The sequence below is a fragment of the Nocardia sp. NPDC001965 genome, assembly GCF_053594175.1.
Map to the genome: position 1 here is coordinate 146,317 of NZ_JBSFDZ010000007.1, position 25,777 is coordinate 172,093.

At 66.9% G+C, this 25,777-nt stretch carries 29 protein-coding genes; 15 read left to right on the forward strand and 14 right to left on the reverse strand.

What is annotated here, in order from left to right:
* Positions 1-101: 101 nt before the first annotated feature.
* The 8 genes from ACWCPQ_RS13610 to ACWCPQ_RS13645 form a co-directional block, all read right to left on the reverse strand.
* Positions 102-1,004: a M23 family metallopeptidase gene (locus ACWCPQ_RS13610; protein ID WP_449898164.1), complete on the reverse strand. Its 903-nt coding sequence runs from the start codon at positions 1,002-1,004 to the stop codon at positions 102-104.
* Between the two features lie 12 nt (positions 1,005-1,016).
* On the reverse strand, positions 1,017-2,045 hold the full coding sequence (locus ACWCPQ_RS13615; protein ID WP_449898167.1) for a hypothetical protein: 1,029 nt from the start codon (positions 2,043-2,045) through the stop codon (positions 1,017-1,019).
* The gene (locus tag ACWCPQ_RS13620; RefSeq protein ID WP_449898169.1) at positions 2,038-2,643 is read right to left on the reverse strand and encodes a DUF5819 family protein; all 606 of its coding nucleotides are present in this window, start codon (positions 2,641-2,643) and stop codon (positions 2,038-2,040) included. The genes ACWCPQ_RS13615 and ACWCPQ_RS13620 overlap by 8 nt, the downstream gene beginning before the upstream one ends.
* Positions 2,644-2,775: 132 nt before the next feature.
* Positions 2,776-3,129, reverse strand: coding sequence for a hypothetical protein (locus tag ACWCPQ_RS13625; RefSeq protein WP_449898172.1), 354 nt, complete (start codon positions 3,127-3,129; stop codon positions 2,776-2,778).
* 70 nt (positions 3,130-3,199) lie between these two features.
* Complete coding sequence (locus ACWCPQ_RS13630; RefSeq protein WP_449898430.1) at positions 3,200-3,529, reverse strand: helix-turn-helix domain-containing protein; 330 nt, start codon at positions 3,527-3,529, stop codon at positions 3,200-3,202.
* 241 nt (positions 3,530-3,770) lie between these two features.
* Positions 3,771-5,000 carry a histidinol-phosphate transaminase gene (locus ACWCPQ_RS13635; RefSeq protein ID WP_449898432.1) on the reverse strand — a complete coding sequence of 410 codons (1,230 nt, stop codon included), beginning with the start codon at positions 4,998-5,000 and terminating at the stop codon, positions 3,771-3,773.
* 250 nt (positions 5,001-5,250) lie between these two features.
* Positions 5,251-5,691, reverse strand: a complete 441-nt coding sequence (locus ACWCPQ_RS13640; RefSeq protein ID WP_449898174.1) for a DoxX family protein — start codon at positions 5,689-5,691, stop codon at positions 5,251-5,253.
* An 86-nt stretch (positions 5,692-5,777) separates the two neighbouring features.
* Positions 5,778-6,560: an ankyrin repeat domain-containing protein gene (locus ACWCPQ_RS13645; protein WP_449898176.1), complete on the reverse strand. Its 783-nt coding sequence runs from the start codon at positions 6,558-6,560 to the stop codon at positions 5,778-5,780.
* A 108-nt stretch (positions 6,561-6,668) separates the two neighbouring features.
* On the opposite strand from ACWCPQ_RS13645, the gene cynR reads away from it, so the two are divergent.
* Both cynR and ACWCPQ_RS13655 read left to right on the forward strand, forming a co-directional pair.
* Positions 6,669-7,544 carry a transcriptional regulator CynR gene (gene cynR / locus ACWCPQ_RS13650; RefSeq protein ID WP_449898179.1) on the forward strand — a complete coding sequence of 292 codons (876 nt, stop codon included), beginning with the start codon at positions 6,669-6,671 and terminating at the stop codon, positions 7,542-7,544.
* Positions 7,545-7,621: 77 nt separating this feature from the next.
* Positions 7,622-8,137 carry a DUF1990 family protein gene (locus ACWCPQ_RS13655; RefSeq protein WP_449898181.1) on the forward strand — a complete coding sequence of 172 codons (516 nt, stop codon included), beginning with the start codon at positions 7,622-7,624 and terminating at the stop codon, positions 8,135-8,137.
* Positions 8,138-8,269: 132 nt separating this feature from the next.
* Here ACWCPQ_RS13655 and ACWCPQ_RS13660 read toward each other — a convergent pair whose 3' ends face one another.
* Positions 8,270-8,680: a PPOX class F420-dependent oxidoreductase gene (locus ACWCPQ_RS13660; RefSeq protein WP_449898184.1), complete on the reverse strand. Its 411-nt coding sequence runs from the start codon at positions 8,678-8,680 to the stop codon at positions 8,270-8,272.
* A gap of 133 nt (positions 8,681-8,813) precedes the next feature.
* A complete protein-coding gene (locus ACWCPQ_RS13665; protein ID WP_449898435.1) occupies positions 8,814-9,707 on the reverse strand; it encodes an oxidoreductase in 894 nt (297 codons plus the stop codon).
* A gap of 271 nt (positions 9,708-9,978) precedes the next feature.
* Here ACWCPQ_RS13665 and ACWCPQ_RS13670 point away from each other — a divergent pair, with 271 nt between their 5' ends.
* The 3 genes from ACWCPQ_RS13670 to ACWCPQ_RS13680 all read left to right on the forward strand — a co-directional run bounded on the left by ACWCPQ_RS13670 (position 9,979) and on the right by ACWCPQ_RS13680 (position 11,422).
* Complete coding sequence (locus tag ACWCPQ_RS13670; protein ID WP_449898187.1) at positions 9,979-10,386, forward strand: Ig-like domain-containing protein; 408 nt, start codon at positions 9,979-9,981, stop codon at positions 10,384-10,386.
* A gap of 114 nt (positions 10,387-10,500) precedes the next feature.
* On the forward strand, positions 10,501-10,827 hold the full coding sequence (locus ACWCPQ_RS13675) for a hypothetical protein (protein WP_449898189.1): 327 nt from the start codon (positions 10,501-10,503) through the stop codon (positions 10,825-10,827).
* A 103-nt stretch (positions 10,828-10,930) separates the two neighbouring features.
* Complete coding sequence (locus tag ACWCPQ_RS13680; protein ID WP_449898192.1) at positions 10,931-11,422, forward strand: cupin domain-containing protein; 492 nt, start codon at positions 10,931-10,933, stop codon at positions 11,420-11,422.
* A 49-nt stretch (positions 11,423-11,471) separates the two neighbouring features.
* Here ACWCPQ_RS13680 and ACWCPQ_RS13685 read toward each other — a convergent pair whose 3' ends face one another.
* Positions 11,472-12,119 carry a hypothetical protein gene (locus ACWCPQ_RS13685; protein ID WP_449898194.1) on the reverse strand — a complete coding sequence of 216 codons (648 nt, stop codon included), beginning with the start codon at positions 12,117-12,119 and terminating at the stop codon, positions 11,472-11,474.
* Positions 12,120-12,233: 114 nt separating this feature from the next.
* The gene (locus ACWCPQ_RS13690) at positions 12,234-12,947 is read right to left on the reverse strand and encodes a GntR family transcriptional regulator (protein WP_449898196.1); all 714 of its coding nucleotides are present in this window, start codon (positions 12,945-12,947) and stop codon (positions 12,234-12,236) included.
* 88 nt (positions 12,948-13,035) lie between these two features.
* Between ACWCPQ_RS13690 and ACWCPQ_RS13695 the strand changes: the two genes are divergently transcribed.
* The 5 genes from ACWCPQ_RS13695 to ACWCPQ_RS13715 are packed head-to-tail and all read left to right on the forward strand — an operon-like array spanning position 13,036 to position 18,128.
* Positions 13,036-13,734 (forward strand): phosphonatase-like hydrolase, encoded by a 699-nt coding sequence (locus tag ACWCPQ_RS13695; RefSeq protein ID WP_449898198.1) that lies wholly within the window; start codon positions 13,036-13,038, stop codon positions 13,732-13,734.
* 30 nt (positions 13,735-13,764) lie between these two features.
* Entirely contained in the window at positions 13,765-14,727 is a 963-nt protein-coding gene (locus ACWCPQ_RS13700; protein WP_449898200.1) for a phosphate/phosphite/phosphonate ABC transporter substrate-binding protein, read from the forward strand.
* Between the two features lie 7 nt (positions 14,728-14,734).
* On the forward strand, positions 14,735-15,553 hold the full coding sequence (gene phnC / locus ACWCPQ_RS13705; protein ID WP_449898202.1) for a phosphonate ABC transporter ATP-binding protein: 819 nt from the start codon (positions 14,735-14,737) through the stop codon (positions 15,551-15,553).
* On the forward strand, positions 15,550-17,139 hold the full coding sequence (phnE, locus tag ACWCPQ_RS13710) for a phosphonate ABC transporter, permease protein PhnE (RefSeq protein WP_449898204.1): 1,590 nt from the start codon (positions 15,550-15,552) through the stop codon (positions 17,137-17,139). The genes phnC and phnE overlap by 4 nt, the downstream gene beginning before the upstream one ends.
* Positions 17,115-18,128 carry a zinc-binding dehydrogenase gene (locus ACWCPQ_RS13715; RefSeq protein ID WP_449898206.1) on the forward strand — a complete coding sequence of 338 codons (1,014 nt, stop codon included), beginning with the start codon at positions 17,115-17,117 and terminating at the stop codon, positions 18,126-18,128. The genes phnE and ACWCPQ_RS13715 overlap by 25 nt, the downstream gene beginning before the upstream one ends.
* 115 nt (positions 18,129-18,243) lie before the next feature.
* On the opposite strand, the gene ACWCPQ_RS13720 is transcribed toward ACWCPQ_RS13715, so the two are convergent.
* Entirely contained in the window at positions 18,244-18,660 is a 417-nt protein-coding gene (locus tag ACWCPQ_RS13720; RefSeq protein ID WP_449898208.1) for a winged helix-turn-helix transcriptional regulator, read from the reverse strand.
* Between the two features lie 114 nt (positions 18,661-18,774).
* On the opposite strand from ACWCPQ_RS13720, the gene ACWCPQ_RS13725 reads away from it, so the two are divergent.
* Together ACWCPQ_RS13725 and ACWCPQ_RS13730 are read left to right on the forward strand one after the other, a co-directional pair.
* Complete coding sequence (locus ACWCPQ_RS13725) at positions 18,775-19,635, forward strand: NAD(P)H-binding protein (protein WP_449898210.1); 861 nt, start codon at positions 18,775-18,777, stop codon at positions 19,633-19,635.
* A gap of 41 nt (positions 19,636-19,676) precedes the next feature.
* Positions 19,677-20,174, forward strand: coding sequence for a VOC family protein (locus tag ACWCPQ_RS13730; RefSeq protein ID WP_449898212.1), 498 nt, complete (start codon positions 19,677-19,679; stop codon positions 20,172-20,174).
* A gap of 13 nt (positions 20,175-20,187) precedes the next feature.
* Here ACWCPQ_RS13730 and ACWCPQ_RS13735 read toward each other — a convergent pair whose 3' ends face one another.
* Positions 20,188-21,870, reverse strand: a complete 1,683-nt coding sequence (locus ACWCPQ_RS13735; protein ID WP_449898214.1) for a bifunctional metallophosphatase/5'-nucleotidase — start codon at positions 21,868-21,870, stop codon at positions 20,188-20,190.
* Positions 21,871-22,218: 348 nt separating this feature from the next.
* On the opposite strand from ACWCPQ_RS13735, the gene ACWCPQ_RS13740 reads away from it, so the two are divergent.
* The 3 genes from ACWCPQ_RS13740 (at position 22,219) to ACWCPQ_RS13750 (ending at position 25,754) form a co-directional block, all read left to right on the forward strand.
* A complete protein-coding gene (locus tag ACWCPQ_RS13740; RefSeq protein WP_449898216.1) occupies positions 22,219-23,340 on the forward strand; it encodes a class II histone deacetylase in 1,122 nt (373 codons plus the stop codon).
* Between the two features lie 169 nt (positions 23,341-23,509).
* Positions 23,510-23,893: a nuclear transport factor 2 family protein gene (locus ACWCPQ_RS13745; protein ID WP_449898218.1), complete on the forward strand. Its 384-nt coding sequence runs from the start codon at positions 23,510-23,512 to the stop codon at positions 23,891-23,893.
* An 835-nt stretch (positions 23,894-24,728) separates the two neighbouring features.
* Positions 24,729-25,754 carry an alpha/beta hydrolase gene (locus ACWCPQ_RS13750; RefSeq protein WP_449898220.1) on the forward strand — a complete coding sequence of 342 codons (1,026 nt, stop codon included), beginning with the start codon at positions 24,729-24,731 and terminating at the stop codon, positions 25,752-25,754.
* The last annotated feature ends 23 nt before the right edge of the window (positions 25,755-25,777 follow it).

A 25,777-nucleotide genomic window follows, 5' to 3' on the forward strand; every position in this document is an offset into this window, starting at 1 on the left:
GTATCGCATCGCCGTAGTGCCGGTCCAGCGACGGCGCGACCTCGAACCGGACGGCTTCCCTCAGCGAGCAACCGGTCGCCCGGCCCCGGCCGACCGGGTGCTCAAGTCGCCGGCTGCCTTTCTTTACCCGGGGTATCGACAACGGCGCCCTTGTGGAACCTCATGCGCATTCCCTGGAACACCAAATATCTTGGCTCGCCGTCACTTTCGGCATGGATGTGAAGGTGGGGCTCGCTGGAATTGCCCGAATTGCCGACAGCGCCGACGCGCTCACCGGCTTCGACGAATTGGCCCACCACGACCTGCACACTTCCGTGCCGCAGATGCGAGAGGAACACCACCTCCGATCCGTTGTCGATCGCGATCTCGTTACCCCCGGACCGCGGCCAGTTCGCGTCTCCGTCCGGGGTGTCGTCCCAGGCTTGCTCGACGCGACCCGAGCAGGGGGCGTACACCGGCGCCCCGAATATGATGCGGCCGCTGTCCGCACCTTCCCGGAACCTCTTCCGGGAAGACCACAGGGTTGATATTCCGATGATATCCAGCGCTGCCCGCTGACTTTTTGCCGGCCAATGGTGATTGAACAGGCGATTATCCCCCTCTCCGATCAGCCACCGCCCCTGCTCCAAGGGGAAGACCAATTCGTTCTCGACGGGAGTGTCGACGGTAAGGGTGGATGATATGAACCGGGCCGATACAACGGCTACCACCAGCGCCCCCCAAGACCACAGCGGAAACTGCATCAATTCCGCAGTCCGATCGGGTACCCCGAAGAAGGCCGGAATGGAAATAAAGATCGAAAGGGATTCGAGATGCAGCACCGGAAAGGGGGCGATATTTGTTCCTGGAACGAGGAAGAATCGTGTGGCGAGAAGCATGAATACCAGCGTGAGGAATCCGGCTGCCCAATCGCCCCCCGACTCGGCCGACAGGCAGCGGAGTACCGCGATGATCATTATTATTATCCAGCCGATCTGCCTGACCAGCAACAGATGTTTCTGCACCGGGCCACCTTATCAGTATCGATCCGCGTCCATCGCCGAAATCCCGGTAAGTGGCGCCGGAGCTGTCGCCGGGATTGCCGATTCCGCCTTGCGGAGATTTCGAAACGCTGATCGGAGCCGTCGCCACATCCTCTGATAATCGTGATCGTTCAGTACCAGGGAATCGGCGCCGATCATTATCAATCCGAAAGGGACCAGGCCCATGAAAACGATTATTCCCGCGTGCATTCCTTCCAGGAGCGCAACCGTTCCCTTTCGGAGCAGTGCGCGCTTGGTCCAGATTGCGAACGGTACCGCGACTTCGATGATGATGGTCGCGTATCCGACTGCCCAGGAAAGATATGCGTTCTGCATCATTTCCCCGAACACTGATGTCGCCGAGAATTGGTGCAGGCTGCTTATATAGTAAATCGCCGTTCCGTTGGTCCAGATCTCCGCTGTCGCTTTCCAGTACCCGGCAACGAGATAGAGGACGGCGATCTGGACAAGCAGGGCGGTGACCACGAAGTTGTGCACGAGTACCGATGGTCGCGCCCGGCCGATTTTTGCCATGATCTTCGTCCGGCGTCGGTCCGCCCCTGGTGCGAGATAAGCATCGGTGACGGTGAGAACCATCAACGGCAGAAGAATCCTGGCGAGATTATCGCCGCCTTCCAGTACTTCCTCGTTACGAACGTAGATCGACCAGAGGAAAACTGCGTGGATCCCGGTGAGCCAGCGTCCACCAAAAACAGTGAACAACACAGCGGTCAGGATTCCGGCGTGGAAAATAAACTCGAACCAGGCGGGGGATTCGCTCCAGAAGTACAGGGAATAGGCCGCCGGGTGAGCGGCTTCGCGGGAAGTTTCCACCGTCATGTAGGCGTCCGGGCCCCATAGATATCGACGGGTTTCGTAATCCGACAGGTAGAAGATGCAGCCGGCGATACCTAGGAATATCCTCAACAGGGCCAGTCCGATCAGCCGACCCGGCCGCATCGAGAGTCGCTGGATCCAAGGATCCGTCCGTGACCATATCGCGGTGAGCATGGAATCACTCACCGCCTACGCCGGGAACGAACGGGAACCACGCGGTTTCGAGCACATCCCGCTCCGTCATGGTGTCCGTGGTGGAGAACCGCCGCGAGAAAGGGACGATATCGGTCTGGGTGAAGCGAGCCCGAACCTCGAGTATTCGCAGTTCGGGATACCGAGCTTCGGCGTATTTCGAAATAATTCGGGAAATCGACCGAAGACTGCCCTGGAATCTGGTGTTCAGATCCCGGTGCAGCCCGGCCTGCTGTTCCGCGGGTGCCTCTTTGATCGCGATCAGCTCGGATACATAGCTGCGCATCCGATCCTGGCTCGCACGAGTCACCTCGGGTTGCTTCGTCGGCAGCCAGGGACGCGATCGTGGCATATCCTCTATTGCGTACTGGATATCGAACTCGGGTAATTCGACTACGTCCGGACCTCTCTCCACCCGTACCGAGACCCAGAGTTTTCTATTCACCGTGGGTGGATTGGGTGCGAACAGGTGCCAATCCTGCTGCAGGTATGGATGCATGACGTCGGTCACGGGGCCGATGGACCTGGTCCGCACCGTCGAATCCGGCATGTTGTACAGGGTCACGCAGATCACGAAAACAGAGATAGCCATAACGAGAACAGCGGATACCGTCCGTAAAAACGGTGCGGCCCAGCGGCTCTCGACGTCTGATTGCTTCATTCCCACCCGCTTCGGCCGTGACGTGGCGGCGATGCATGTGCCGCCACGTCACTCGCTCAATTTCTACTGATGAACAGGCGCGTCGAACTGAGCTTCCGACGAACTGCCGGGCTCGGCGACGACCGTGCCGCCTTTGGTCTGGCTCGCCTTCGCCACCATTCCGCCGACCAGACCACCGGCGACCGCACCGGCGGTATTGGCCAGAGCGTCACCGGCGACATCGGCGAGCCATTCCTCACGGCCGCTCACAACCGTGCCGGAAGCAGGCAGGTCGGCAGACAGCAGCGGAGTCGGCTGGACTGTTCGAGCGGTCGGTTCCTGGTTACCGGTCGCACCCGCGGACGGTGCCAGGATCCCGGCCCCCGCCACGGCGACCGAAACCAGTCCGACCATCATCCGAGCTTTTCTCGAAACCATCATTTCTCCTCGAATTGATCCGCTCCCCGTCGAAAATGGGTGAGCAGCCCGAATTTATGATTCCGAACAGCTATATGCCAGGCTGTGAGCCCGGCAGAATATCCGGCAGCTTCGGTTCATCCAGTAGGTCTCGCCGTAGTCTCCGCGGTAACGATTGCAGCAGCACACGACCTTGATCAGGATCCATACCCAGCGCGGTCGCCAGCCTCCGGACCGATTCCGGATGCGGGAAGCGTGTCTTTCCCCGCTCGATATCACGCAATGCCCGAACACTGATCCGAGCCCGCTCGGCCAGCTCCTCTTGACTGAGCCGCAACAGGATGCGGCGCTCCGAGATCACACTTCCCAGGTGTGCAGTGCCTGTACTGGCATGGGTTTGCGCGGACGCCGATCCGATCATTCTGCTCACCGTTCCATTTCTGGTCGTCGGAACTCTGCCGAGCGGAACTCGCCGGACTACAGCCGACCGAACTGCTCTTTCACAGGATCTGACGCACCGTCATGCGGACCGGTTCCCCGCAACCGGCTCTCCTACGGGTGGTCCGGCTTCGGCCTCTGGAGCGCGCCCGGGCATCGCGGGGGCAGGTAATCGCGCAGCGGTGTGGGCATCAGGTACGCCGAAGCGTCCGGGGCGCCGCCGGCTACCCTCCCGACGCGGTTCCGTCCATCTCTGGGTAATCGTCCAGCAGCGGAGCCGAGCGGTCGACCAGATGAGGCCGCCGGTCGCGGATATCCGCGCACACCTCGAGGAAACGGTCGTTCTCGGCGCCGGTTCCGATGGTTACCCGCAGGTGATGGGGTGTGCCCACATCTCGGATCAGCACGTTGTGGTCGAGGAAATGCACCCACGCCCGGGGCGCATGGGCGAATCTGCCGAACAGCAGGAAATTTCCCGCACTGGGGAATACCTCGTAACCGAGATCGCGCAATGTGGTCCGGACGCGCTCCCGCTCCCGGACGACCGCCGCGATATTGCCGAGGACCTCCGCGGAGTGCGCGAGCGCGGCGCGTGCGATCACCTGGTCGACGGTGGACAGATGGTAGGGCAGCCGCACCACTCGCACGGCATCCAGGATCGCCGGAGACGCGACGAGATAGCCGACCCGGGCGCCCGCCAGGCCGAACGCCTTGCTCAGGGTCCGGGTCACCACCACCTTCGTCGGGAAGCGGTCGATCAGTTCGATCGCGCTGGGCGCGGCGGAGAACTCACCGTAGGCCTCGTCCACGACGACGATTCCGGGGGTGACTCGTACGATCCGCTCGATCTCGTCGATGGTCGTATGCGAACCGCCGGGACTGTGCGGGGCGGTCAGGAAGACGATATCGGGCCGGTGCCCGACGATCGCGGCTTCGGCGTCCGCGGCGTCCAGGGAGAGGTCGGCCGCGCACGGGATCTCGATCCATTCGGTGCTCAGGTGTTCCGCGACGATCCGGTACAGCGAATACGACGGACTGAAACCCAGCGCGCGACGACCGTGGCCGCCGAACACCAGGAGCAGTTGCTGGAGAACTTCGCTGGATCCGTTGGCGGGCCAGATATTGGCCGGACTCACGGTGGTTCCGGTGATCCGGCCGAGATACCCGGCCAGATCGGCCCGCAGCGCGGTGGCCTCGCGATCGGGATAGCGGTGCAGGTCGGCGGCCGCGGCACGCACCCGTTCGACTATGTCGTCCACCAGTGCCGGCGACGGCGGATACGGGCTCTCATTGGTGTTCAGCCGCAGCGGTCCGTCGAGTTGCGGAGCCTCGTACCTGGTGCGGGTGCGCAGGTTCTCGCGTACGGGCACATCGGCGGGATTCGCCCATGCGCCGAGCGGATTCACCGTGGCGCCTCCGCTGACATCGCTGCCGTCGGACAACGTCGACCACATCTTCTCGTACCTTTCGACCGACGCCACCGTGGCTCCGCTGGGCGAATGCCGCGTTCCAGCTCAGGTGGTCGGGATGACCGTAACCTTCCGCTGCTCGGGCCACATCCGTAGTTTCCGTCCGGGTCGAGGACACCGATCCGGCCATCCGCCACGGGGTGCGCGAGCGGGCACGTGGTCCGGGCGACACCGACATTCCGGATCGGCACGCCCGGCGGGATGACTCGCAGTGTCCGGCGTTCGGACTTATCGTTCAGACAGGCAGCGTAGAGACGCCCCTGTTCCCCGGGACCCGGTCTCCCAGCAACCCGTCCACACTGAACCTGCCCGCACCGGTGACCAGTAACAACAGGGTCCCCGCCCCGAGCCCGACGACCAGTTCGGCGCCCCCGCCGCTCACGAACATGCCGTTGCCCATATGCGCGATCAGGTAGGCGCCGGCCATGTCGGCGAAGAGCAGGATCGCCCAGATCGGAGTGATCGCACCGAGTATCAGGCCGGCACCACCGGCCAGTTCGATGACGGCGGCGACGATCGCGGCGATATCCGGGAGCGGAGCACCCATCGATTCGAACCCCCGCTGGGTCGAGGGGAGGCCGTTGGTGAAGAACTTCTGCCATCCGTGCGCCAGGAACACGATGCCGATACCGGCTCGGGCCGCCAGGATCAGTGAATTGCGGAGGTTGTTGTACACAGGGGCCGTCCTTTTCCGGGTCATGATGCGGTCGGGGAATGTGGCACCGGTCGCAATCGGTGCGGTGGGCGCCGGGTACGGGCGGCTCAGCGTTCCTGTTCGTCGGTCGGCCGGTCGGTCCGGTGCTCGCGCAGGATCGCGACGACAGCCGACTGGCCCAGGCGCCGCGCATTGTCCGAGGCGGTCCGGCCGGAACTGTCCTGGATGGACGGGTCCGCGCCCGCACCGAGCAGCGCGGTGACGACCTGCTGGTAGCGCGTCGATCCGTCGCCGTACACGATCGCCTCGTGTAGCGCGGTCCAGCCCGACTCGTTGACGTGGTCGACGTCGACACCGGCATCGATCAGCCGCCGCACGGTGCCGACGTGGCCGTGTTCGGCGGCCGGGATGAGCGCGGTTCCTCCGTAGCGGTTCAGGCTGCGCAGGTCCGCGCCGTGGGTGAGCGTCAGTTCGAGGATGTCGTCGAGGCCTTCGGCTCCGGCATACAGATAGGCCGAGTCTTCGAGGTCGTCCTTCGCGTCGACATCGGCGCCCGCGTCGATCAGGGCCGCCGCGGCCGCGGTCGCCCGATTCTTGGTGGCGGCGACCAGCGGGGTGCGGCCCGACTCGCCACGGGCCTCCAGGTCGGCCCCTCGCGCGATGAGTTCCCGGACGCGCGCGGCGTCGTTGTTCGCGGCCGCACTCGCCAACTGTCCGGCGAGCGCCGGGTCGACGGTTGCCGGATGTGGTGTCGTCTCGATGACCGGCGGCGCTACCACGGTGGTCGCCTGCTGCTCGGTGGACGACGATCGATCCGCCGTGCAACCGGCGCCGAGGGCGAGCGTGGCGAGCGCGGCGCACAGTGCCGCGCCGGAGCGAACGGTGCGCATGATGGGGTCCTCCTGGCAGATCGGTCGAATTCCACGATGCCGAACTGCGGCGATAGTGTCCAAGAGATAGTTCTCATCGAGTTCATAGGTGGGGCCTATAGTTGCTCGATGGAGTTGCGCCACCTCAGGTACCTGCTCGCGGTCGTCGACCACGGCAACTTCACCCGTGCCGCCGAAACCCTGCACATCTCGCAGCCGACGCTGTCGCAGCAGATCAAACAACTCGAGCGGTCGCTGGGCGTGCCGTTGCTGGACCGCTCGGGCCGCCGGGTACGGCTCACCGACGCCGGGGCGGCGTACACCCACCATGCGCGGCTCGCATTGCTGGACCTGGACGCCGCCGAACGCGCGGTCCACGATGTACAGGATCTGTCCCGCGGCCGGTTACGGATCGCGACGACCCCCACCTTCACCGATTACCTGGTCGGACCACTCGTGCACCGGTTCCGGTCCGCGCACCCGGGGATTACGCTCATCGTCCGCGAAACTACCCAGGACCGGATCGAGGCCGACCTGCTGGCCGACCGGGTGGACCTCGGTATCGCATTCGCTGGCAGCCACACCACCGGAATCGAGCGCACCGCGTTGTTCACCGAGGAGCTCGCGCTCGTCGTCGGTGAACACCACCGGCTGGCGGCCGTCGCACCGCCGCTGCCGGTGGACCGGCTCGCGGGCGAGCCGCTGGGCCTGCTCACCGGCGATTTCGCGACCCGGTTGCATATCGACGGGTATTTCGCCGAATGCGGGATCGTCCCGCGGATCGTGGTCGAAGCCAATTCCGTCAGTGCCCTCCTGGAGGTGGTGGGCCTCGGATCACTGGCCACCGTCCTCCCGGACGCGATCGCGCGGGACCGCCCCGGCCTGCGGCCGGTGGCGCTGACCCCGGCGCTGCCCACCCGGACGGTGGAACTCCTGCGGCGCGGTACCGCCTACCACTCCGCGGCTGCTCGGGCCTTCGCAGCGGTTGTCCGGGAGTCCGGCTGATACGAAGCGAATTCTCGCGACGGCGTATTTCGCTCCGGAACTCGCCACCCGACGGTGCGGCGGCGAGGATCGGTTGTATGAACGATCTGCCCTCATTCACCTATGCAGAGGTGGGCGCCACCCGTGGCGAACTGCCACCGGGCTACCAGCATCTCCGGGTGCGTCGTCGGATCGGCAGTGGTGCGGATGAATTCGATCGACTCGGTGCGGCGGTGCTCGGCTACCGGATCCAGCGTGGGCTGGGCATTCTCCGGGAAACGCAGACCCCGGTGGCCGAGCCGGGTGCCGAGGTCACCGTCCTGCTCGGGGTCGGCCGGTTCGGTCTGCGTGCGCCGTGCCGGATCGCTTATGTGCTGCGCGAGCCCGATCGGATCGGATTCGCCTACGGCACATTGCCGGGGCACCCGGAGAGCGGCGAAGAGCTCTTCGCCGTCGAATACGACCGGGAAACCGGCGCCGTGTACGGCGTGATCACCGCGTTCTCCCGTCCCGCGACCTGGTACACCCGGCTCGCCGGGCCGTTGGCTGTACTGGCTCAGCGGGTCGCCGCGGCGGCCTATCTCAGGGTGCTGCGGCGGACGCCACGGGAGTGAGCGTCCGGTGCGGAGCCGGCGAACGAGCGTTGCCGCCGGAACCGGTTTTCGCGGTCCTGGTCCAGGGGGTCGACGCACAGCCGCCCACGGTGCGGCCGGGCCGCCCGGGAATCGCAGGCCCGGGTGCGCCGGTCAGGTGGATGTGTGCACGGTCCGCCGTACCTGTACATCTCCCGGGGAGAAGGCCTGCCCGGCCAGATTGAAACTCCAGGAGACGGTGGGGGTTATCCGGAGATAGGGTGCCGGCCCGAACTGCCCCTCGCGCCGGACGAGTTCGGCGGTCCCGTATACGCGCAGGTATCGCGGGGTCCACGGATTCGTGGAGACGAGATCGTCGATGACCACCGCGACCTTCGAATTGCCGCGTTCGACATTGCGGTACTTCCTGGTCCGCACCGGGTCGTGGCCGCCGATGTAGATATGGGTGCCGTCGAACTCGTAACCGACCGGCGCCACGTCGGGCTGCCCGTCCGGTCCCACGGTGGCCACTCGCGCGAGCGGCTGGGAACGCAGATAGGTGACCTCTTCCTCGGTGAACGACATCGGAAGCCTCCTTGTGCCAGGTCCGGGGATCCCGTGCGGACCGGCCCCGCACGGTGATCGTCGATACCGCGATTATTTCGCGGGTGCCCGGCACCGCCCGGACCCGGCGGATCCGGCGCGTCGCGCGGTCCGATCAGGACAGACCGAAGCGGACGCCGGTGAGTTCCTCGGAGACCTCCCAGAGCCGCTGTGCCGCCGCCACATCGCTGGCCCGGGCCGATCTGCCGACCAGTGTCGGGTAGCCGTGCATCTCCCCGCGGCCGTCGGGCCCGACGTAACTCGCGCCCGGCAGGTCCTGCGTCGCGGCGAACAAAGTGGTCAGGGCAGCCTGTTCCGGGGCCTGGGCGAGATAGCGACCCGCCAGGTGCACGATGCCGACCAGGAACTTGTTGCGGTTCGCGGTGCCGAGTTCGGTTGCCGCGTAACCCGGATGGGCCGCGGTCGAACGAACAGCCGAACCGGCCTGCCGGAGCCGGCGCTCGAGTTCGAGAGTGAACAGCAGGTTCGCGAGTTTCGATCGGCCGTAGGCCTTCACCGGACCGTAGCCGCTCGCCGAACAGTCGAGATCGTCGAAATCTATGACGCCTACGCGATGCGCGCCGGAGGCCAGATTCACGATTCGATCGGTGATATGGGGGAGCAGCCGATTGGTGAGCGCGAAATGGCCGAGATGGTTGGTCCCGAACTGCATTTCGAAGCCGTCTTTCGTGCGGCCTTCCGGCACCATCGCCACCCCGGCATTGTTCACCAGAATCGAGATGTCACCTTGCCACGCGCCGGCGAATTCGCGGATCGACTCCTGGTCGGCGAGGTCGAGGCGCCGTACCTCGTTGCTACCGCCGATCCGGTGCGCGGCCGCGTTCCCGCGGTCGATATCGCGGACCGCGAGCACCACATGCGCTCCGGCCCGGGCCAGCAGGGTGGCGGTACCGAATCCGACTCCGCTGTTGGCGCCGGTGACGATCACGGTGCGGCCGTCGAAGGCGGGCAGATCGGCCGCGGTCCAGTGCGAAGAGCTCATGCCCAGACGGTAGCGCGGGGGCGTGCGCCGGTCGCGGACACGGCGGAAATGATGCGGTGCCGGTGGTTACGCCGGCCGGTCACGCCACTCCGGTAGTCCGGAAACGGCCGGAAGTGCCGAAGTGGGGCGTCCGGACGAGTAGCCTGATGAAGGCGTTGCGCGGGCGGTCGCAGATCGCCGAAACCCCGTATCTCGGCATTGTGTTCGATCCGGTCGAACGTGCTCGGCCGGTGTCATCTCGGTTCCGCTCGATCCGCTGTCACCGAAAGGGTCGTCGATGCTCTGTTCTCACCGCACCGTTCCGACCGCGGCCACGGCGCTCGCTGCGCTGGCGGCCGCGCTGGTGTTCGCCGCTCCCGCGGCGCCCGCCGCGATCACCGAATTCGAACTGGCGCCGGGGAGCGGCACCGGCAGTTCCCCGGCGCCCTACGGCACGCACTGCACCTACACCGCGTCCGCCACCGCGGCGCCCGGTGAATACGTCAGTTTCTACGACAGCCAGAAGGGTTCCTTCGATCCGCCCGGTGCGATCCTCGTCGGAGATTCGGGGCAGGTCACCGCGGAGTGGACACCGGAAACTCCCGGCACCCACAACCTGCACGCCGTGAACATCGGCAGTGAACAGTCGCTCCAGGTGGAGGTCGGTTCCGGCCTGAACCTCGGCTCCGTCTGCCCGGTGCTCTGATGGGCGGCGTACCCGCCGTGGGTTTCGATCGCGGCGATTGCTCGGATTCCGGACCGGACGGAAGACCCAGACCTGCCGCGTGAAGCGCGGCAGCAGGCGGAAGGGTGTGGCTTCATGGGGGATATTCACCGCGCACGACGTCCGGGTGGCGTAGGGGCCGTGATCGAACGGCTCGGTGCGTCGCTGGACGAGGGTCTACTGCGTAACGAGTTGACGGTCGCGGCTCTGGTCCTGTCGTCGGTCACGGTCGTGATGGGCCTGACCGCGAATGGCTTCGGATGGACTGCCGGGTATTGCGTGGCCGGAAGTCTGGGCTTCGCAGCGTCGTTCCGAGCGATGCGTACCGACCGGCCGCGCCGGCAGTGGCTCGCGCTGCTCGGTATCTGTGTAGTGAATCTGCTGCTACTGGTGGTGTACGGCAGGATGTCGGGCAGTCTCTGACCGACCGGGCGGTCCCGGCTTTCCGCACCCACGGGCGATCATCGAGCTACAGTCGAACTGTCAGCGAAACTCGCTCTGGCGCAATGCGAAAGAAGGCTCTGCCATGGCCGATCTCGGTCGCGGCGGCGTGCGCAATCCGTGGACGCAGCCGACCTACGGTTACTACAACAGTTCTTTCGAGCAGACACTCACCGAGAAGGACGCCGCCGGCGGGTTGACGGTGATGCGATTGACCATCGACAAGGACTCGGCCCCGCCACTGCACTATCACACCCGCGAGGACGAGTTCTGGGTCGTGACCTCGGGCCGGGCCCGGTTCTGGCTGGGCGGCACCACCTTGGCCGATTGTGCTGTGCAGGAAGCCGATCCGGGCGCGTTCGTATTCGGGCCCCGTAATGTTCCACACACCTTTCAGACCATCACCGAGACCGCGGAGGTCCTCGTCGGCAACACCCCGGGTGCGTTGGAAGGATACTTCCAGGGTGTCGGCGCGGCGGAGGTCCGCCACGACGAGGACAACTCCGACTTCCTGGAGGAGTTCGGGGTGTACTTCATCGGCCCGCCTCCGGTCTGGAGCGAATGGAACAGCGTGTAGCTCGGGGCCGGTTCGTCAAGGGCTGTTCGTGGCCGAGCGCGGCGCCGGGTCAGGGGGCCGGCTGCAGGCGCCAACGCTGGTACGGGCCGCCGCGCGGGGCCATCTTCAGGGAGCGGGCGGCCGGGACGTAGGTGAGCACCGATTTCGGATAGCCCTCCTCGAAGAGGTAACCGTCCTCGATCTTCCACCGCGCCGCGAGCGACGATCGCGAATCGACCAGTCGCGCATCGATTCCGCCCTGTGCGGGGATATTGCCGTAGGACAGGGCGAAATATCCGCGGGTGTCCTCTGGGACGGCGTTGAGCAGGTGGTTGTGCACGCCGGAGGTCGTGCTCGCACCGCTGGAATCGAAGAACCAGCGCTGCCGGGTGGATCCGTTGCAGCCGAGCATGCCCAGGCCGGGGTCGGTGATCACGCTCGCCCGGTCGCTGGGGCCGTTGTACTCCCGCTGCCGCCAGGTGCCGTCGTATTCGTAGTAGCGGCCGGGTTCGCTGGCCAGGCAGAGTCGCGATTCCTCGTTGCGCAGGGCGAAGTTGCCACCGGGGAATCCGTTGGCGATGCTCGCGGGGCCTCGCCGCAGCGGTTCGGCACTGGTCAGCTCGACAGCGGGCGTCGCCGCGGAGTGGGTCGCGACGAGTAGGCCGGCGATCACGGCGACGAGTGACAGCGAGCCGCCGAATACTCTTGTCGGGATCATGCGCGAAAGCTATCAACGCTTCGGTCGTGAACATCGATGGCGCGCGGAAACCGCAGGGGAGTAACTACATAGACGTAACGATGGATACGGCTCGGCCGAGCGTGGCCGGTGCCCTCAGGGGGTCTGGATGGCGGTGAAGGTCATCCGGTCGCCACGATAGAGGGACCGGCGATGTTCGATGGGGGTCCGGCCGGGGTCGTAGGAGACGCGTTTGAGCAGGAACATCGGGGTGCGGGTGTCGACGGTGAGGAGAGCGGCCTCGCGCGCGTCGGGCAGGGTTGTCTCGATACTGTCGACGGCTTCGGCGAAAACGATTCCACGATCGGCGATTTCGGCGTAGAGCGACCGGGTGTAGTCGAAGGACTCGATCAGGCCCGGATAGCGGTAGGCGGGCAGGCGGGTGGTCTCCAGGCCGAGCCGGACGCCGTCGGTGGTGAGTACGCGTTCGAGCTGGATCACCGGATCGCCCGGTTCGATAGCGAGCATCGCCGCCAATTCGGGTTCGGCGCTCTGCCGGGACCAGCCGACGAGTATTCGGGTGGCGCTGCGGCCTTCCGATCGCGCGGCCTCGGTGTAGGAACCCAGGGCCAGTGGTAGCACGAGTTTCGGGCCGGCGACCAGAGTCGTTCTGCCCTGCCGTTCGATTCGCCCCGCGACCAGGAGTTCGCGCAGCGCCTGCCGCACCGTCTCGCGGGCGACGTCGAACCGCACGGCGAGATCGCGCTCGGAGGGGACGGTGGCTCCCACCGCCAGCCCGTCGAGCAGTTCCTCGATACTCGCGCGCACGATCTGATGTTTGAGAACCCGAGGTTCGACCGTCGACGACACAGCCCAACCCTACCGCGATGCTGGTCTATACCAGCTGTTAACCAAGGGTTCGCCCGGACGTCCTTCCCCCTGGTCTATACCAGGAGGCATGCTCTGTCCTGTGCAGGACAACAGCGATATCACCCTGGTGGTAATGGATATGGCCGGAACCACGGTGGCCGACGACGGCGCGGTCATCCGCGCCTTCGACGCCGCCGCCACCGCGGTCGGTATGCCCGGAACAGGCCCCGAACGCGATGCGGCCCGCAAGTACGTACTCGACACCATGGGCCAGTCCAAGATCGCGGTGTTCGGCACCCTGTTCGGCACCGGCGAACGCGCCACCCGGGCCAACTCCGCATTCGAGGCCGCCTACGAACGCCACGTCGACGAAGGTGGGATCGCGCCGATCCGCGGCGCCGAGAAGGCCATCACGCAACTACGCGAGGCCGGGATCAAGGTCGTGCTGACCACCGGTTTCAGCCCCGCCACTCAGCAGCGCATCCTCGTCGCCCTGGGCTGGACCGATATCGCCGATCTGGCCCTCGCCCCGGCCGACGCCGGCCGAGGCCGCCCCTACCCCGACCTGGTATTGACCGCACTGTTGCGCACCGGAACCGACGATGTCCGCCACGTCGCCGTCGTCGGCGACACCTCCAGCGACATCACCTCCGGGCTGCGGGCCGGCGCGGCTGTTGTGGCCGGAACCCGCACCGGCGCACACGATGCCGCCACCCTGCGCGAAGCCGGAGCCACCCACGTACTCGACTCCGTCGCCGATCTGCCCGCCCTGCTCTTGTCCGCCTGATCCGTTCCACACTCTCCCCGAGGACGCCCCATGTTCTTCCGTCGCCGTCACGCCGCGGTCGCCGCACTCGCCGGCCTGGCTCTCACCCTCTCCGCCTGTTCCGGCTCCGACGATCCCGGCGCCCGGAACGAACAGGGCTTCCCCGAGAAATTGACCCTCGCCGCGATTCCGGCGGAGAACTCCACCGATCTGTCGGCCAGCTACGACCCGTTGATCGCGCTGCTGGAGAAGGAAACCGGTGCCGAGGTCGAATTCGTCCAGGCTTCCGACTACGCGGGCGTGGTCGAGGGCATGATCGCCGGCAACGTCGATCTGGCGTTCTTCGGGCCGTTCGCCTACGTGGTCGCCGGGGCGAACGGTGCCGAGATCACGCCGCTGGGTGCCGGAGTGCAGGAGAAGGGTGGTGCGCCCGGTTACCGGTCCTACGGCCTCGCCCGGGCCGACAACGCGGCCGTATCCTCGCTGGCCGACTTCGGCGGGAAGAAGGTGTGCTTCGTCGACCCGAGTTCGACCTCCGGATTCCTGTATCCCACCGCCGGCCTGATCGAATCGAAAGTGATCGCCTCGGGATCGGAGGCCGACCTCTCGGCCGGAGTTCAGCCGGTATACGCGGGCGGGCACGACGCCTCCGCGCTGGCCGTCGCCGCCGGTGACTGCGACGCCGGATTCGCCTTCGACACGATGGTCGACAAGACCCTGGTGGACAAGGGAGATCTGAAACCGGGACAGTTGAAGACGGTCTGGAAATCGGAGACCATCGCCGGTTCGCTGTTCGCCGCGAACAACGAGCTGGGTACCGATGTGGTGCAGAAGCTGAAGACGATCTTCACGGAGAAGGCCAACGCGGAATACATGGTGGGGCAGGGTTTCTGCACCGGCGAATGCAAGATCACCGATGAACGTATCTGGGGTGTCGCACCGGCCACCGACGCCGACTACAACGGTGTGCGCCACGTTTGCGAGGTCACCGGCTCCGAGAAGTGCAAGGGCTGATCCGGCCATGCCTCCCGCGCCCCACCGGCCGACTGTCGCCGGCGACGACACCGTCATCGCCGCCCATTCGGTCACCAAGAAATTCGGTGACACCGTGGCGCTCGACGGCGTCTCGTTCGAGGTGCACCGCAGTGAAATGGTAGTGCTACTGGGGCTTTCCGGCTCCGGCAAATCCACCCTGCTGCGCTGCCTCAACGGACTGCATCCGGTCAGCTCGGGGCGGATCGAGGTCGACGGCACTCGCGTCGACCTCGCGTCCGGGGCCCGGCTGCGGGCGCTGCGCCGCGATGTCGGATTCGTCTTCCAGCAGTTCAACCTGGTCGGCCGGCTCAGTTGCCTGGAGAATGTGCTGATCGGCGGACTGGGCCGGATACGGCTGCCGCGCTACGGCGCACTCACCTATCCGAAACAGCTGCGGGCCGAGGCGCGGGCGCACCTGGACCGGGTCGGACTCGCCGACCTCGCCGAGCGCCGCGCCGACACCCTCTCGGGTGGCCAGCAGCAGCGGGTCGCGATCGCGCGGACGCTGATGCAGCGGCCGTCCGTGCTGCTCGCCGACGAACCGGTCGCCTCGCTGGATCCGGAGAACGCCGCGGTGGTGATGGACCTGCTGTTCCGAGTCTGTATCGAAGAGAAACTGACGGTGCTGTGCACCCTGCACCAGGTCGATCTGGCGATGGGATGGGCACATCGGCTGGTCGGACTGCGCGCAGGTGTGAAGGTGCTCGACCGGCCGGCGGTCGGGCTGTCCCGCGACGAGGTCATGGAGATCTACCGGCGAGTCGAACCGGCGACCGCGGGTTCGACCGCGGCCGAATCGCGATGAGCACGTTGTTGCACACCGGAGCGGCACCCGCGCCGCCCGTTCCGGGTGCGATCCGCCGGGTGCTGCTGCGGGCCCTGGCCGGGGGAGCGGTGCTGGCGACCCTGGCGGCCGCCCGGTACATCGATTTCGCACCCGCCACGCTGCTCGACGGTCTCGACGAGATCGCCGCCCTGCTGGACCGCATGTTGCCACCCCGGCTCGACGATCCCGGCCGGGTTTCGGCTCTCGCCGTGGAAACACTGCTCATGGCGGTCCTCGGCACGGTTCTCGCCGCGATCGTCTCGGTGCCGCTGTCCTTCCTCGCCGCCCGCAACACCACACCGCATCCGGCGGTCTACGGTGCGGCCCGCGCGGTGATCACCTTCTGCCGGGCCATGCCGGATCTGTTGTTCGCCGCGCTGTTCGTACGGGCCCTCGGCATCGGCGTCCTGCCCGGTGTGCTCGCCCTGGCCCTGCATTCGATCGGGATGCTGGGCAAACTCTTCGCCGACGCGATCGAACAGACCGATCCCGGGCCGCGCGAAGCGGTCCGCGCCACCGGCGTGGGCTACTTCCGGGAAATGCTCAACGCGGTGGTACCGCAGGTGATCCCCGCCTGGATCGGTGCGTCGGTCTACCGGATCGATATCAACCTGCGGATGTCGGTAGTGCTGGGATTCGTCGGCGCGGGCGGTATCGGTTTCGCCCTCCAGGACGCGCTGCGCGGGCTGGTCTACCCGCGTGCACTCGGAATCGTGGGCGTGATCCTGGTGGTCATCGCCGCCATGGAAGTACTCACTATCGTCATCCGGCGCACGCTGCTCACTCCCTCGCGCTCCGGACCGCGCCGGGACCGGCCGGTCCGCTTCGCCTTCGGCGCGCTGGCGGTCGGCACCTGCGCCGCCTCGTTGCCGGTTCTCGGGGTGGACCCGTGGTCGCTGTTCACCTGGCCCTGGTATTCCTTCGAGGTGTTCGGCCGGATGCTCCCACCCGATTTCGGCGCGCTCGGTACCGATCTGTTCGACGCCGCACTGCAAACCGTCGCGATCGGCCTGGTCGCGACCGCGATCGGGGCGGTGCTCTCGGTACCGCTCGGCGTTCTCGCGGCGGCGAATGTGACCCCTCATCCGGTGGTCTACTGGCTCGCACGGGCCTGGATCCTGGTGGTGCGGGCGGTACCGGAACTGATCATCGCCGTGGTCTTCGTCGCCGCGCTCGGACTGGGCCCGATCGCCGGAACCTGCGCGCTGGCCATCGGTTCCATCGGATTCCTCGGCAAACTCGTCGCCGACGCGGTCGAGGAAATCGATCCCGGACCGTTGGAGGCCGTCCGCGCGGTCGGCGGCGGCTGGTGGAAAACGCTGTTCGCCGCGGTGGTCCCGCAGGCGATGCCGTCGATGATCGGCGCCGGCCTCTACCTACTGGACGTGAACATCCGCACCTCGACCGTGCTCGGCATCGTCGGCGCGGGCGGTATCGGCTATCTGCTCTTCGAATCCATCCGCACCCTGAACTTCGATATCGCGGGCGCGATCGTGATCGTCGTCTTCGTCATCGTCTACACCATCGAGAGGTTGTCCGGATGGATACGCTCACTCGTCGTCTGACCCGCGCGGCCGTCTGGTCGGAAACAGGTGTGGAACTCCGCGATATCGAACTGCCCACCCCCGGTCCCGGCGAACTGCTGGTGCGGGTGAGCCTGGCCACCGTCTGCGGCAGCGACCTGCACACTGTCGCGGGGCGGCGCCCGGCACCGTCGCCGTCGATCCTCGGACACGAAGCGGTCGGCCGGGTGGTGGCGGCCGGACCGGATACCGAGCACGAGATCGGGGAACGCGTGGTCTGGTCGGTGACCGCGGCCTGTGGCCGCTGTGCTCGCTGCCGCCGCGGGTTCACCGCCAAATGCGAACGTGTGCGCAAGGTCGGGCACGAGGCGTTCACCGGCGACTGGCCGCTCTCCGGTGGCTACGCCGAACATATCCTGCTGCCCGCGGGGGTCGCCGCGGTCGCGGTACCGGCCCGGGTCCCCGACGCGGTCGCCGCACCGGCCGGTTGTGCGACGGCGACCGTGATGGCCGCGCTCGAGGCCGCCGGCGACCCGGCCGGCCGGCGGGTGCTGGTCTGCGGCGCCGGAATGCTGGGTATCACTGCTGTCGCGGCCTGTTCGGAGCAGGGCGCCGATGTGCAGGTCGCCGATCGTCACCTGGAACGGCTCGAGCTCGCCCGCCGCTTCGGCGGCACTCCCGACAGCGGCGGCCCGGTGGATATCGCGTTCGATTTCTCCGGCTCCGCCGCGGCGGTCACGGCGGCTGTAGACCGGCTGGATCTCGGCGGCACGCTGGTTCTCGCGGGTTCGGTCGCCCCCGGACCGGCGGTGTCGCTCGATCCGGAGGCGGTGGTCCGCGGGTGGCGGACGGTCACCGGTGTGCACAACTACGAGCCGCGCCATCTGGTTCGCGCGGTCGAATTCCTCACCCGCACCCACGATTCGCTGCCGTGGCGCGGTCTGGTCGCGGATCCGGTCGGGCTCGACGCGATAGCTACGGTTCTCGGCCCGCCATCCCGTGCGATCCTGCGCGCCGCTGTCGCACCGTGACGCGCGGCGCGAATCCCGTGCGGGCTCGCGCCGAACGGGCTGGGCGGCGGCGCAGTGCCGCCAGACCTGTCGATGCCGCCGCCGTCCCCTGTGCGAATCGGCGAAAACGACCGAGCTAGGTCGCGGCGGCGGTATGCGTTTCGGCGTGCCGCTGCTGGGCTCGGAGGACCTCGGGCATCCGCGCCTCGAGGAAGGTGATGAGTTCGAGGAGTCGCGGTGCGGTCTCGCTGCCCAGGTCGGTGAGGCTGTATTCGACGTGGGGCGGAATGGCACGGTGCACTTCGCGATGGACGAAACCGTCGCGTTCCAGCTGCTGGAGGGTCTGGGCGAGCATCTTCTCGCTCACCCCGTCTATGCGCCGGCGCAGGTCACCGAACCGCAGTGGGCCGTCGGCGAGGCCGGCCAGCACCAGGGTCCCCCAGCGTCCGGTGAGGTGTTCGAGCACCGGCCGTGACGGGCAGGCGCGCGCGAACACATCGAACGGCAATTCCGAGTTCGCGGTTTCCGTGGGGCAGGGTTCCGCTACGTCCATACCGCCATAGTAACCACAAGAGAGCACTTACTAAAAGTGTGCACTGTGGATCTTGCCGTGTATGTTGGTCCTCGGATGCACTGGCGTCCGATACGGACCGAGAAGGAGTTCGCCATGCTCGTCGTCACCGGTGCCACCGGACAGTTCGGCCGCCTCGCGGTAGAAGCCCTGCTCCGGCGCGGCGTCCCCGCCGCGCGCCTCGCCGTCGCCGTCCGGGACGCGGACAAGGCCGCAGATCTCACCGATCGCGGGATCACGGTCCGCGCGGCGGACTACGACCGGCCCGAAACGCTCGTTCCCGCGTTCGCCGATGCGGAGAAATTGCTCTTCGTCTCCGCGAACGGTCCCGACGACCTCCGGATCCGCCAGCACACCGCCGTCGTCGACGCCGCGGCCCGGGCGGGCGCCGGTCTCGTCGCCTACACATCGGTCGTCGAAGCCGATACCAATCCATTGGGCCTGGCCCGGGTCCATCGCGAGACCGAAGCCCGGCTCCTCGCCGCCGGACTGCCCACCGTGCTGTTGCGCAACGGCTGGTACACCGAGAACTACACCGCCGGCCTGGCCGATTCGGTGCGGCGCGGAAATCTGGTCGGCTCTGCGGGCAAGGGCGGGATCGCCTCGGCCACCCGAGCCGATCTGGCAGAGGCCGCCGCCGCGGTGCTCACCGCCGGTGACGAGCAGGCGGGCAAGGTCTACGAACTGACCGGTGACGTGGCCTGGACCCTGGACGACCTCGCCGCCACCGCGGCAGCGGTGTCCGGGCAGCCGGTCGGCTACACCGACCTCCCCGCCGCGCAGTACGCCGAGATCCTCACCGGCGCCGGTCTTCCCGGCTTCCTGGTGGACCTGCTCGTGGACTCCGAAGTGCAGATCGCCCGTGGTGCGCTCGCCACTGTCACGCCGGACCTGGCCCGCCTGCTGGGTCGCCCCGCCACACCGCTGCGCGACTCCGTTGCCGCCGCACTCCGCTGACCACCGCCGATCCGTTCCGGCACCACACCGAAGGGCATGCCATGGCCGTCCGCCGTCTCAATCACGCGGTCCTCTACATCCGGGACCTCGACCGCGCCGTCGACTTCTACACCACCACGCTGCAGTTCGAGATCGCGCACCTGATCCCGGGCCGGGCCGCGTTCCTGCGGGCAACCGATACCGAGAACGACCATGACCTGGGGCTGTTCCCGCTGGGTGAGGATGCCCCGGGCCCGCGGGCCGGAACCGTCGGCCTCTATCACCTCGCCTGGGAGGTCGGTACCCTCGGTGAACTCGCCGAGGCCGGTCGTCGGCTGCGGGCACGGAACGCCCTGGTCGGTGCCTCCGACCATCTGGTTTCGAAATCGTTCTACGCGAAAGACCCAGACGGCAACGAGTTCGAGGTGATGTGGCGGGTGCCCCGTGCCGACTGGCCCGAGACCGAGGATCTCCGGCCCGCGCAGCTGGATCTCGAAGCCGCTCTCATCCGCTGGGGCGCGGACCTGGAAACCGGGGCAGCGGCGGGTTCGCCGACCTGACACCCGGCCCGGATCAGCGACGACGGGTCCGGGGAGCGGGCGCGGTGACCGGTCCCTCCTCGCGGAGGTAGGTTTCCAGCGCATCGAGATCGGTGGGACCGACCGTCATTTCGGTACCCCCGGTGAACGCCGTGAACCCGTCACCACCGGCGGCGAGGAAGTTGTTGGTACTAACCCGGTACACCGCCACCTCGTTCAACGGCTGTCCACCGATCCGCACCGACCCGACGACCACCTTGTTGCCCGGGCCCGCCGAATCGTCGTAGGTGTAAGTGATTCCGGCAACCGACAGAACAGCCGGTTTGCTCTGGTTGTCCCACTGCTGTTCCAGCACATCCAGGATCTGGCGGCCGGTGAGGGTGAGGGTGACGACCTGGTTGCCGAAAGGCTGAGCCTCGTAGATGGCACCGTAGGTGATCGGGCCCGGGTCGATATCGGCGCGGACACCGCCCGGATTCATGAAGGCCGCCTCCGCCCGCGCCGATTCGCCGGTGGCCCCGAGCATCGCGTCGGCGATCACCGCGCCCAGCGGGGATTCGCCCGTGGCGCTGCCGCGCGCCAGCGCCGCGGTCGCGGTGCCGACCACCCGTCCGGCGCGCGGTGCGGCCTGTGCTGTGTAGAAGCCGATCGGACCGGTGACCGCCGGGTCGGGGTCGATGTCCCGGGTGACCACGCGGTTCACCGCGTCCGCCGTGACCGCGCCGTCCCGGAAACGCAGTGTCACATCGGTGATCAGCCGGCCGTAGGAGCCGGCCTGGGTCACAACTCTGCCGTCGAACTCGCAGACATAGGGCTGGTGGCTGTGCGCGGTGAACAGTACGCGGACGGCGGGATCGGTGCGGGCGGCGAGTTCGGGAACGCCGGGGCTGATATCGGCACAACCGTTGTAGTCGGTGCTCTTCGCCGGCGTCCCCTGGGCCCCTCCGTCGTGCACGAGCGCCACCACGACTTCGGCACCCGCCTGTTGCATCGCGGGCACATTCTTGTTGATCGCTTCGGCCTGATCGCCGAACCGGTATCCGCGGATTCCCGCCGGGAAGACGAGATTCACGGTATCGGGTGTGACCGTCCCGATCACCCCGATCCGGTGCCCGCCGACCTCCACCATGGTCCAGGCCCGCACCTCCGGTGGTAGCTCGCCGCGCGCGTCCGTGAGATTCGCGGCCAGGAAATCGAACTCCGCACCGGTGAACGGTGCGCCGGGCGAACAGCCGTCGTCCGCACAGCCGCCGCGGCCGAGCCGGGCCAGCTCCGATACTCCGTGATCGAGTTCGTGATTGCCCACCGCCGACGCCGCCACCCCGACCCCGTTCAGGAACGCGACGGTCGGTTCGTCGTGGAAAAGCGACGACACCAGCGGACTCGCACCGATGTTGTCCCCGGCCGAGAGCACCGCGCTGTCCGGATACGCCGCCCGCAAACGGTTCAGATGAGCCGACAGATAGGCGGCGCCACCTGCCGGATATTCGCCGACCAGTCCGTTGCTCGACTCCGGGGGTTCCAGATGACCGTGCAGATCGTTGAACCCGAACAGATGCACCTCGCCCGGTTCGGCCGCGGGCAGGTCGCCGGTGGAGACCAGCGCGATCACACCGGGCGCCGCCGGGCCGGCCGCACCGGACCCGGTACACGCCGCCGACAGAACGAGACTCAGCACGGCAGCGCAGCCGGCTGCGGCCCGACGCAGAACACTCATACCGTCCGACTCTGACACTCCCGGGCGGATACCGGGCGAAGCTGCGGTGAATTCTGCTTTCACCTGTGCTTCCGCCGAAATCTCCGGTACACCGATGAGTTTCACCGGCCCATATCGTCGGCAGATACGGGGCGGCGGTCCGTAAAACCGAGATACCGGACCGTCGCCCCTTATGCCCGATCTACGACCGTCGCACCGGCCCGTCCGCGCCGGGCCCGGCCGGTGATCGTGTTCCGGTTGCGGGCCCCGGCCGCTTGTGGCTCGATGAGCTGGCGCTGTCGATCGATTGCGCGAGGTTTGCCGTCCGGCGCCCGCCTGCGTGGGTCGCGGACACCAAGGAGTTCGACCATGACAATCGGATACGTCTGGAACACGGTCTACGGATGGGCCGACACCGGTTCGGGGAGTTTGTTCCCCGCCGACGCGACCACCGGACTCCAGCCGATAGGTCACCATCTCGCCCACCCCGACACGAAACGCCGGTTCCACGAGCTGGTCGCCGTTTCGGGCCTGCTCGACCGGCTACAACCGATCCGCGCGGTCCCGGCGACCGAGGCGGATATCCTGCGTGTGCACACTGCCGAGCATCTGGACCGGATCCAGGCGGAGAGCCTCCAGCCGAAGGGCGGGGATGCCGGCGACGGATGTTCGCCGTTCGGCCGGGGCGGGTACGAGATCGCGGCACTGTCGGCGGGCGGTGCGATCCAGCTCGTCGATCAGGTCGTCTCCCGGACCGTCGATACCGGGTACGCGCTGGTCAATCCCCCGGGGCACCATGCGTACCGCGCGAGCGGGATGGGGTTCTGTATTTTCAACAATGTTTCGGTGGCTGCCGCGTACGCCCGGGAAGTACTCGGAGTGGACCGGGTGGCGGTGGTGGACTGGGATGTCCACCACGGCAACGGTACGCAGGAGATCTGGTACAGCGATCCGTCGGTACTCACCGTCTCCCTGCACCAGCATCTGTGTTTTCCACCCGACTCCGGATACCGCGAGGAGCGGGGTACCGGAGCGGGCGAGGGCTATTCGATCAATATCCCGCTCCCACCCGCCAGTGGAGACGCCGCGTATGTGCACGCCGTGGACCAGGTGGTGCTTCCCGCCCTGCGGGAATTCCGGCCCGATCTGATCCTGGTGGCTTCCGGATTCGATGCCAGCATGATGGACCCGCTGGCCCGCCAGATGGTCACCAGTGCCGGATTCGCACAGCTCACCCGCCGGGTACTGGATGTGGCGGCCGAACTGTGCGACGGGCGTATCGCGTTCGTCCAGGAGGGTGGATACAGCCCGCACTACGTGCCGTTCTGCGGGCTGGCCGTGCTGCGCGAAATGCTCGGTGACCCGTTCGAAGCCGATCCGTACACACCGATCGTCTCGTCGCAGGGCGGAGATGTGCTGCTGGAGCACGAGGCGGCGGCGGTCCGGGCGGCGATTCCGGGGTCACTCCCGGCACCGGCCCCGGCACGCTGAGGTGTCCACCGGTGGTACCGGTTCGCCGGTACCACCGGCTCCGTGGCGCCGACCGGCGGCGATGCGCTCTTGCGAGATATCCGGCGAGGGGCGCGGGGTTCCACTACTGTGTGCTCGCAGTAAATCGAAAACCGTTCCCTTCCTGGGAAACTCAGCAAGGAGTTGGCTAATGGCGTCCGTCCGGCAGGTCGTGGAGGACTACTACGAACACATCGACTCGGGCCGGTTGGCCGATGCCGTGCAGTTGATGACCGAGGACGTGAAGCTGACCTTCGCCAATGCCGACCCCGTGACCGGCCGGGAGGCGGCGAGTGCCTCCATCGGATTCGTGCTCGATCAGTGCACCAAGATCCGGCACAGCCTTTTCCACTGGATCGAACCGCGGACCGCCGCGGACGGGACGACAGAGGTCACCTTCGAGATCCGGATCCACTACTGGTTGAAGAGCGGTAAGGAACTCGATATCCCCGGGGCGGTGTACGCGAGCTTCGATTCGGACAACCAGTGCACCGAGCAGCGGCTCTACGGTGACCTCACCGAGGTGTTCGCCTGATCTCCCCGCTCGCGCTGCGCTGATACGTCGATGGCTCGGACCGGACAGGTCCGAGCCATCGCCATATCAGCGCGGTCCCGTTTCCGTCCGGTCGTGGGTACGGCCGCGGCGGCGGATCTTCGATTCGGCGCGGGCCGACCCAGACACCCGGGCGCACATCCACCGGGTTCGCGCGACGAGGTGGTCGATCCGGCAAGTCGTGGTGGCCGGGCGGACCGTCGCGCTTCGGACCTCGCCGACGCGTCCCGGGATCCGGCGTTCCGCGCGCCGGGCCGATACGGTAGCCCATAGATTGCCGGTTCCTGTAACTCGAATTAAGAGGAATTTGTTGCGGGAAAACTGGTCGCTTGTTATGTTGCCTGGGTCACCGCCGGACACCACGGGCGGCGACCGTCCTCGGCGGCGGTAGGCCGAATCTTCGAGGACGACTCAACCCACTCTAGGAGTTTCACTATGGGTTCGATGGGCGATCTGCTCACCGCGTTGATTCCGGCACTGGGATCCGCTGTCGCCGGCGACGGCCTGCTGGACGTATTCCTCGGTTCCCTGCAGGGAATCATCGCCTGACCGGGCAACCGGCAAACCCACTTTCATCGAATTCCCGCTCGGAAATTCGATAATTCGGCATTACAAGGAGCACGACATGGGATCCCTCATGGACATTCTCGGCATGGGCACCGCCAGCGCCGGAGGTATCGGTACGAATATCGTCAATGCGCTGATCACCCTCAGCGGTGGTACGCCCGCCGCCGGTAAGTAGATCGACCGTCGGATGTGGGGTCCGCCCTGTTGGGACAGGGTGGGCCCCGCGCACGAGAGCCAGGCGTAGGAAAACATGACCTCTCCTTCACGACGCGCGTACCTGGCAATTCAGCTGGTCGCGTTGCTGTTCGCAGCGGCCCTCGGTGCGGCGCCGCGTGCGGCTGCCGAACCGGAAGCGCATCTCGTCTCGCTCTCGCCCGGTACCGGCCGATCGGTCGAGGTCACGGTGCATTCTCCGGCCATGCAACGGGATATCGCCCTGCAAGTTCTGCGACCCACGGACACGGGCACCCCGGCACCCACGCTGTACCTGCTCAACGGTGCGGGCGGCGGTGAGGACGCCGCCAGCTGGTCCGCGCAGACCGATATTCCGGAATTCTTCGCCGATGAGCACGTCAATGTGGTGATCCCCCTGGAGGGGGCTTTCAGTTACTACACCGACTGGCAGCGAGAGGATCCCGGCCTGGCCGAGAAGCTGGGCAACAACGGCCGGAACATGTGGGCGACCTTTCTCACCGAAGAGCTACCGCCCGTGATCGATTCCGTATTCGGCACCACCGGACGGAACGCGATCGCGGGTATCTCGATGGCCGCGACCTCGGTTCTCGATCTCACCATTCGCGCGCCGCAGCTCTACCGCGCGGCGGCCGCCTACAGCGGATGCGCCATGACCAGCGATGTCCTGGGGCAGGCGTTCGTGACACTGGTGGTGAGCGCCGGCGGCGGGGACGCCGAGAACATGTGGGGCCCGAGCGGCGGGCCGGCTTGGCGCGAACACGATCCCTATCTGCAGGCCGACCGGCTCCCGAATATCCCGATGTACATCTCCAGCGGTTCCGGGATGGCCGGACGCTACGATTCGGCCGACGACCCGCGCCTCGACGGCGACGAGCGCATGCTGTGGAATCAGCTGCTGGTCGGTGGCGGAATCGAAGCCGCGGCCGACTACTGCACCCGGGCGCTCCAACGCCGCACACAGGAGCTCGGCCGGACCGATATCGTCTACGATCTCCGTCCCGCGGGCACGCACTCCTGGGGGTACTGGCAGGACGATCTGCACCGGTCCTGGCCGCTGCTGGCCGGTGCGCTACTGCCCTGAAAACGAAACCGCGGCAGCGGATC

Excerpts from the sequence above, each read along its gene's own strand:
- ACWCPQ_RS13620 (WP_449898169.1), bottom strand. The coding sequence starts at position 2,643 with ATGGCTATCTCTGTTTTCGTGATCTGCGTGACCCTGTACAACATGCCG.
- ACWCPQ_RS13625 (WP_449898172.1), bottom strand. The coding sequence starts at position 3,129 with ATGGTTTCGAGAAAAGCTCGGATGATGGTCGGACTGGTTTCGGTCGCC.
- ACWCPQ_RS13630 (WP_449898430.1), bottom strand. The coding sequence starts at position 3,529 with ATGATCGGATCGGCGTCCGCGCAAACCCATGCCAGTACAGGCACTGCA.
- ACWCPQ_RS13635 (WP_449898432.1), bottom strand. The coding sequence starts at position 5,000 with ATGTGGTCGACGTTGTCCGACGGCAGCGATGTCAGCGGAGGCGCCACG.
- ACWCPQ_RS13645 (WP_449898176.1), bottom strand. The coding sequence starts at position 6,560 with ATGCGCACCGTTCGCTCCGGCGCGGCACTGTGCGCCGCGCTCGCCACG.
- cynR (WP_449898179.1), top strand. The coding sequence starts at position 6,669 with ATGGAGTTGCGCCACCTCAGGTACCTGCTCGCGGTCGTCGACCACGGC.
- ACWCPQ_RS13655 (WP_449898181.1), top strand. The coding sequence starts at position 7,622 with ATGAACGATCTGCCCTCATTCACCTATGCAGAGGTGGGCGCCACCCGT.
- ACWCPQ_RS13660 (WP_449898184.1), bottom strand. The coding sequence starts at position 8,680 with ATGTCGTTCACCGAGGAAGAGGTCACCTATCTGCGTTCCCAGCCGCTC.
- ACWCPQ_RS13670 (WP_449898187.1), top strand. The coding sequence starts at position 9,979 with ATGCTCTGTTCTCACCGCACCGTTCCGACCGCGGCCACGGCGCTCGCT.
- ACWCPQ_RS13675 (WP_449898189.1), top strand. The coding sequence starts at position 10,501 with ATGGGGGATATTCACCGCGCACGACGTCCGGGTGGCGTAGGGGCCGTG.
- ACWCPQ_RS13680 (WP_449898192.1), top strand. The coding sequence starts at position 10,931 with ATGGCCGATCTCGGTCGCGGCGGCGTGCGCAATCCGTGGACGCAGCCG.
- ACWCPQ_RS13685 (WP_449898194.1), bottom strand. The coding sequence starts at position 12,119 with ATGATCCCGACAAGAGTATTCGGCGGCTCGCTGTCACTCGTCGCCGTG.
- ACWCPQ_RS13695 (WP_449898198.1), top strand. The coding sequence starts at position 13,036 with ATGCTCTGTCCTGTGCAGGACAACAGCGATATCACCCTGGTGGTAATG.
- ACWCPQ_RS13700 (WP_449898200.1), top strand. The coding sequence starts at position 13,765 with ATGTTCTTCCGTCGCCGTCACGCCGCGGTCGCCGCACTCGCCGGCCTG.
- phnC (WP_449898202.1), top strand. The coding sequence starts at position 14,735 with ATGCCTCCCGCGCCCCACCGGCCGACTGTCGCCGGCGACGACACCGTC.
- phnE (WP_449898204.1), top strand. The coding sequence starts at position 15,550 with ATGAGCACGTTGTTGCACACCGGAGCGGCACCCGCGCCGCCCGTTCCG.
- ACWCPQ_RS13715 (WP_449898206.1), top strand. The coding sequence starts at position 17,115 with ATGGATACGCTCACTCGTCGTCTGACCCGCGCGGCCGTCTGGTCGGAA.
- ACWCPQ_RS13720 (WP_449898208.1), bottom strand. The coding sequence starts at position 18,660 with ATGGACGTAGCGGAACCCTGCCCCACGGAAACCGCGAACTCGGAATTG.
- ACWCPQ_RS13725 (WP_449898210.1), top strand. The coding sequence starts at position 18,775 with ATGCTCGTCGTCACCGGTGCCACCGGACAGTTCGGCCGCCTCGCGGTA.
- ACWCPQ_RS13730 (WP_449898212.1), top strand. The coding sequence starts at position 19,677 with ATGGCCGTCCGCCGTCTCAATCACGCGGTCCTCTACATCCGGGACCTC.
- ACWCPQ_RS13735 (WP_449898214.1), bottom strand. The coding sequence starts at position 21,870 with ATGAGTGTTCTGCGTCGGGCCGCAGCCGGCTGCGCTGCCGTGCTGAGT.
- ACWCPQ_RS13740 (WP_449898216.1), top strand. The coding sequence starts at position 22,219 with ATGACAATCGGATACGTCTGGAACACGGTCTACGGATGGGCCGACACC.
- ACWCPQ_RS13745 (WP_449898218.1), top strand. The coding sequence starts at position 23,510 with ATGGCGTCCGTCCGGCAGGTCGTGGAGGACTACTACGAACACATCGAC.
- ACWCPQ_RS13750 (WP_449898220.1), top strand. The coding sequence starts at position 24,729 with ATGACCTCTCCTTCACGACGCGCGTACCTGGCAATTCAGCTGGTCGCG.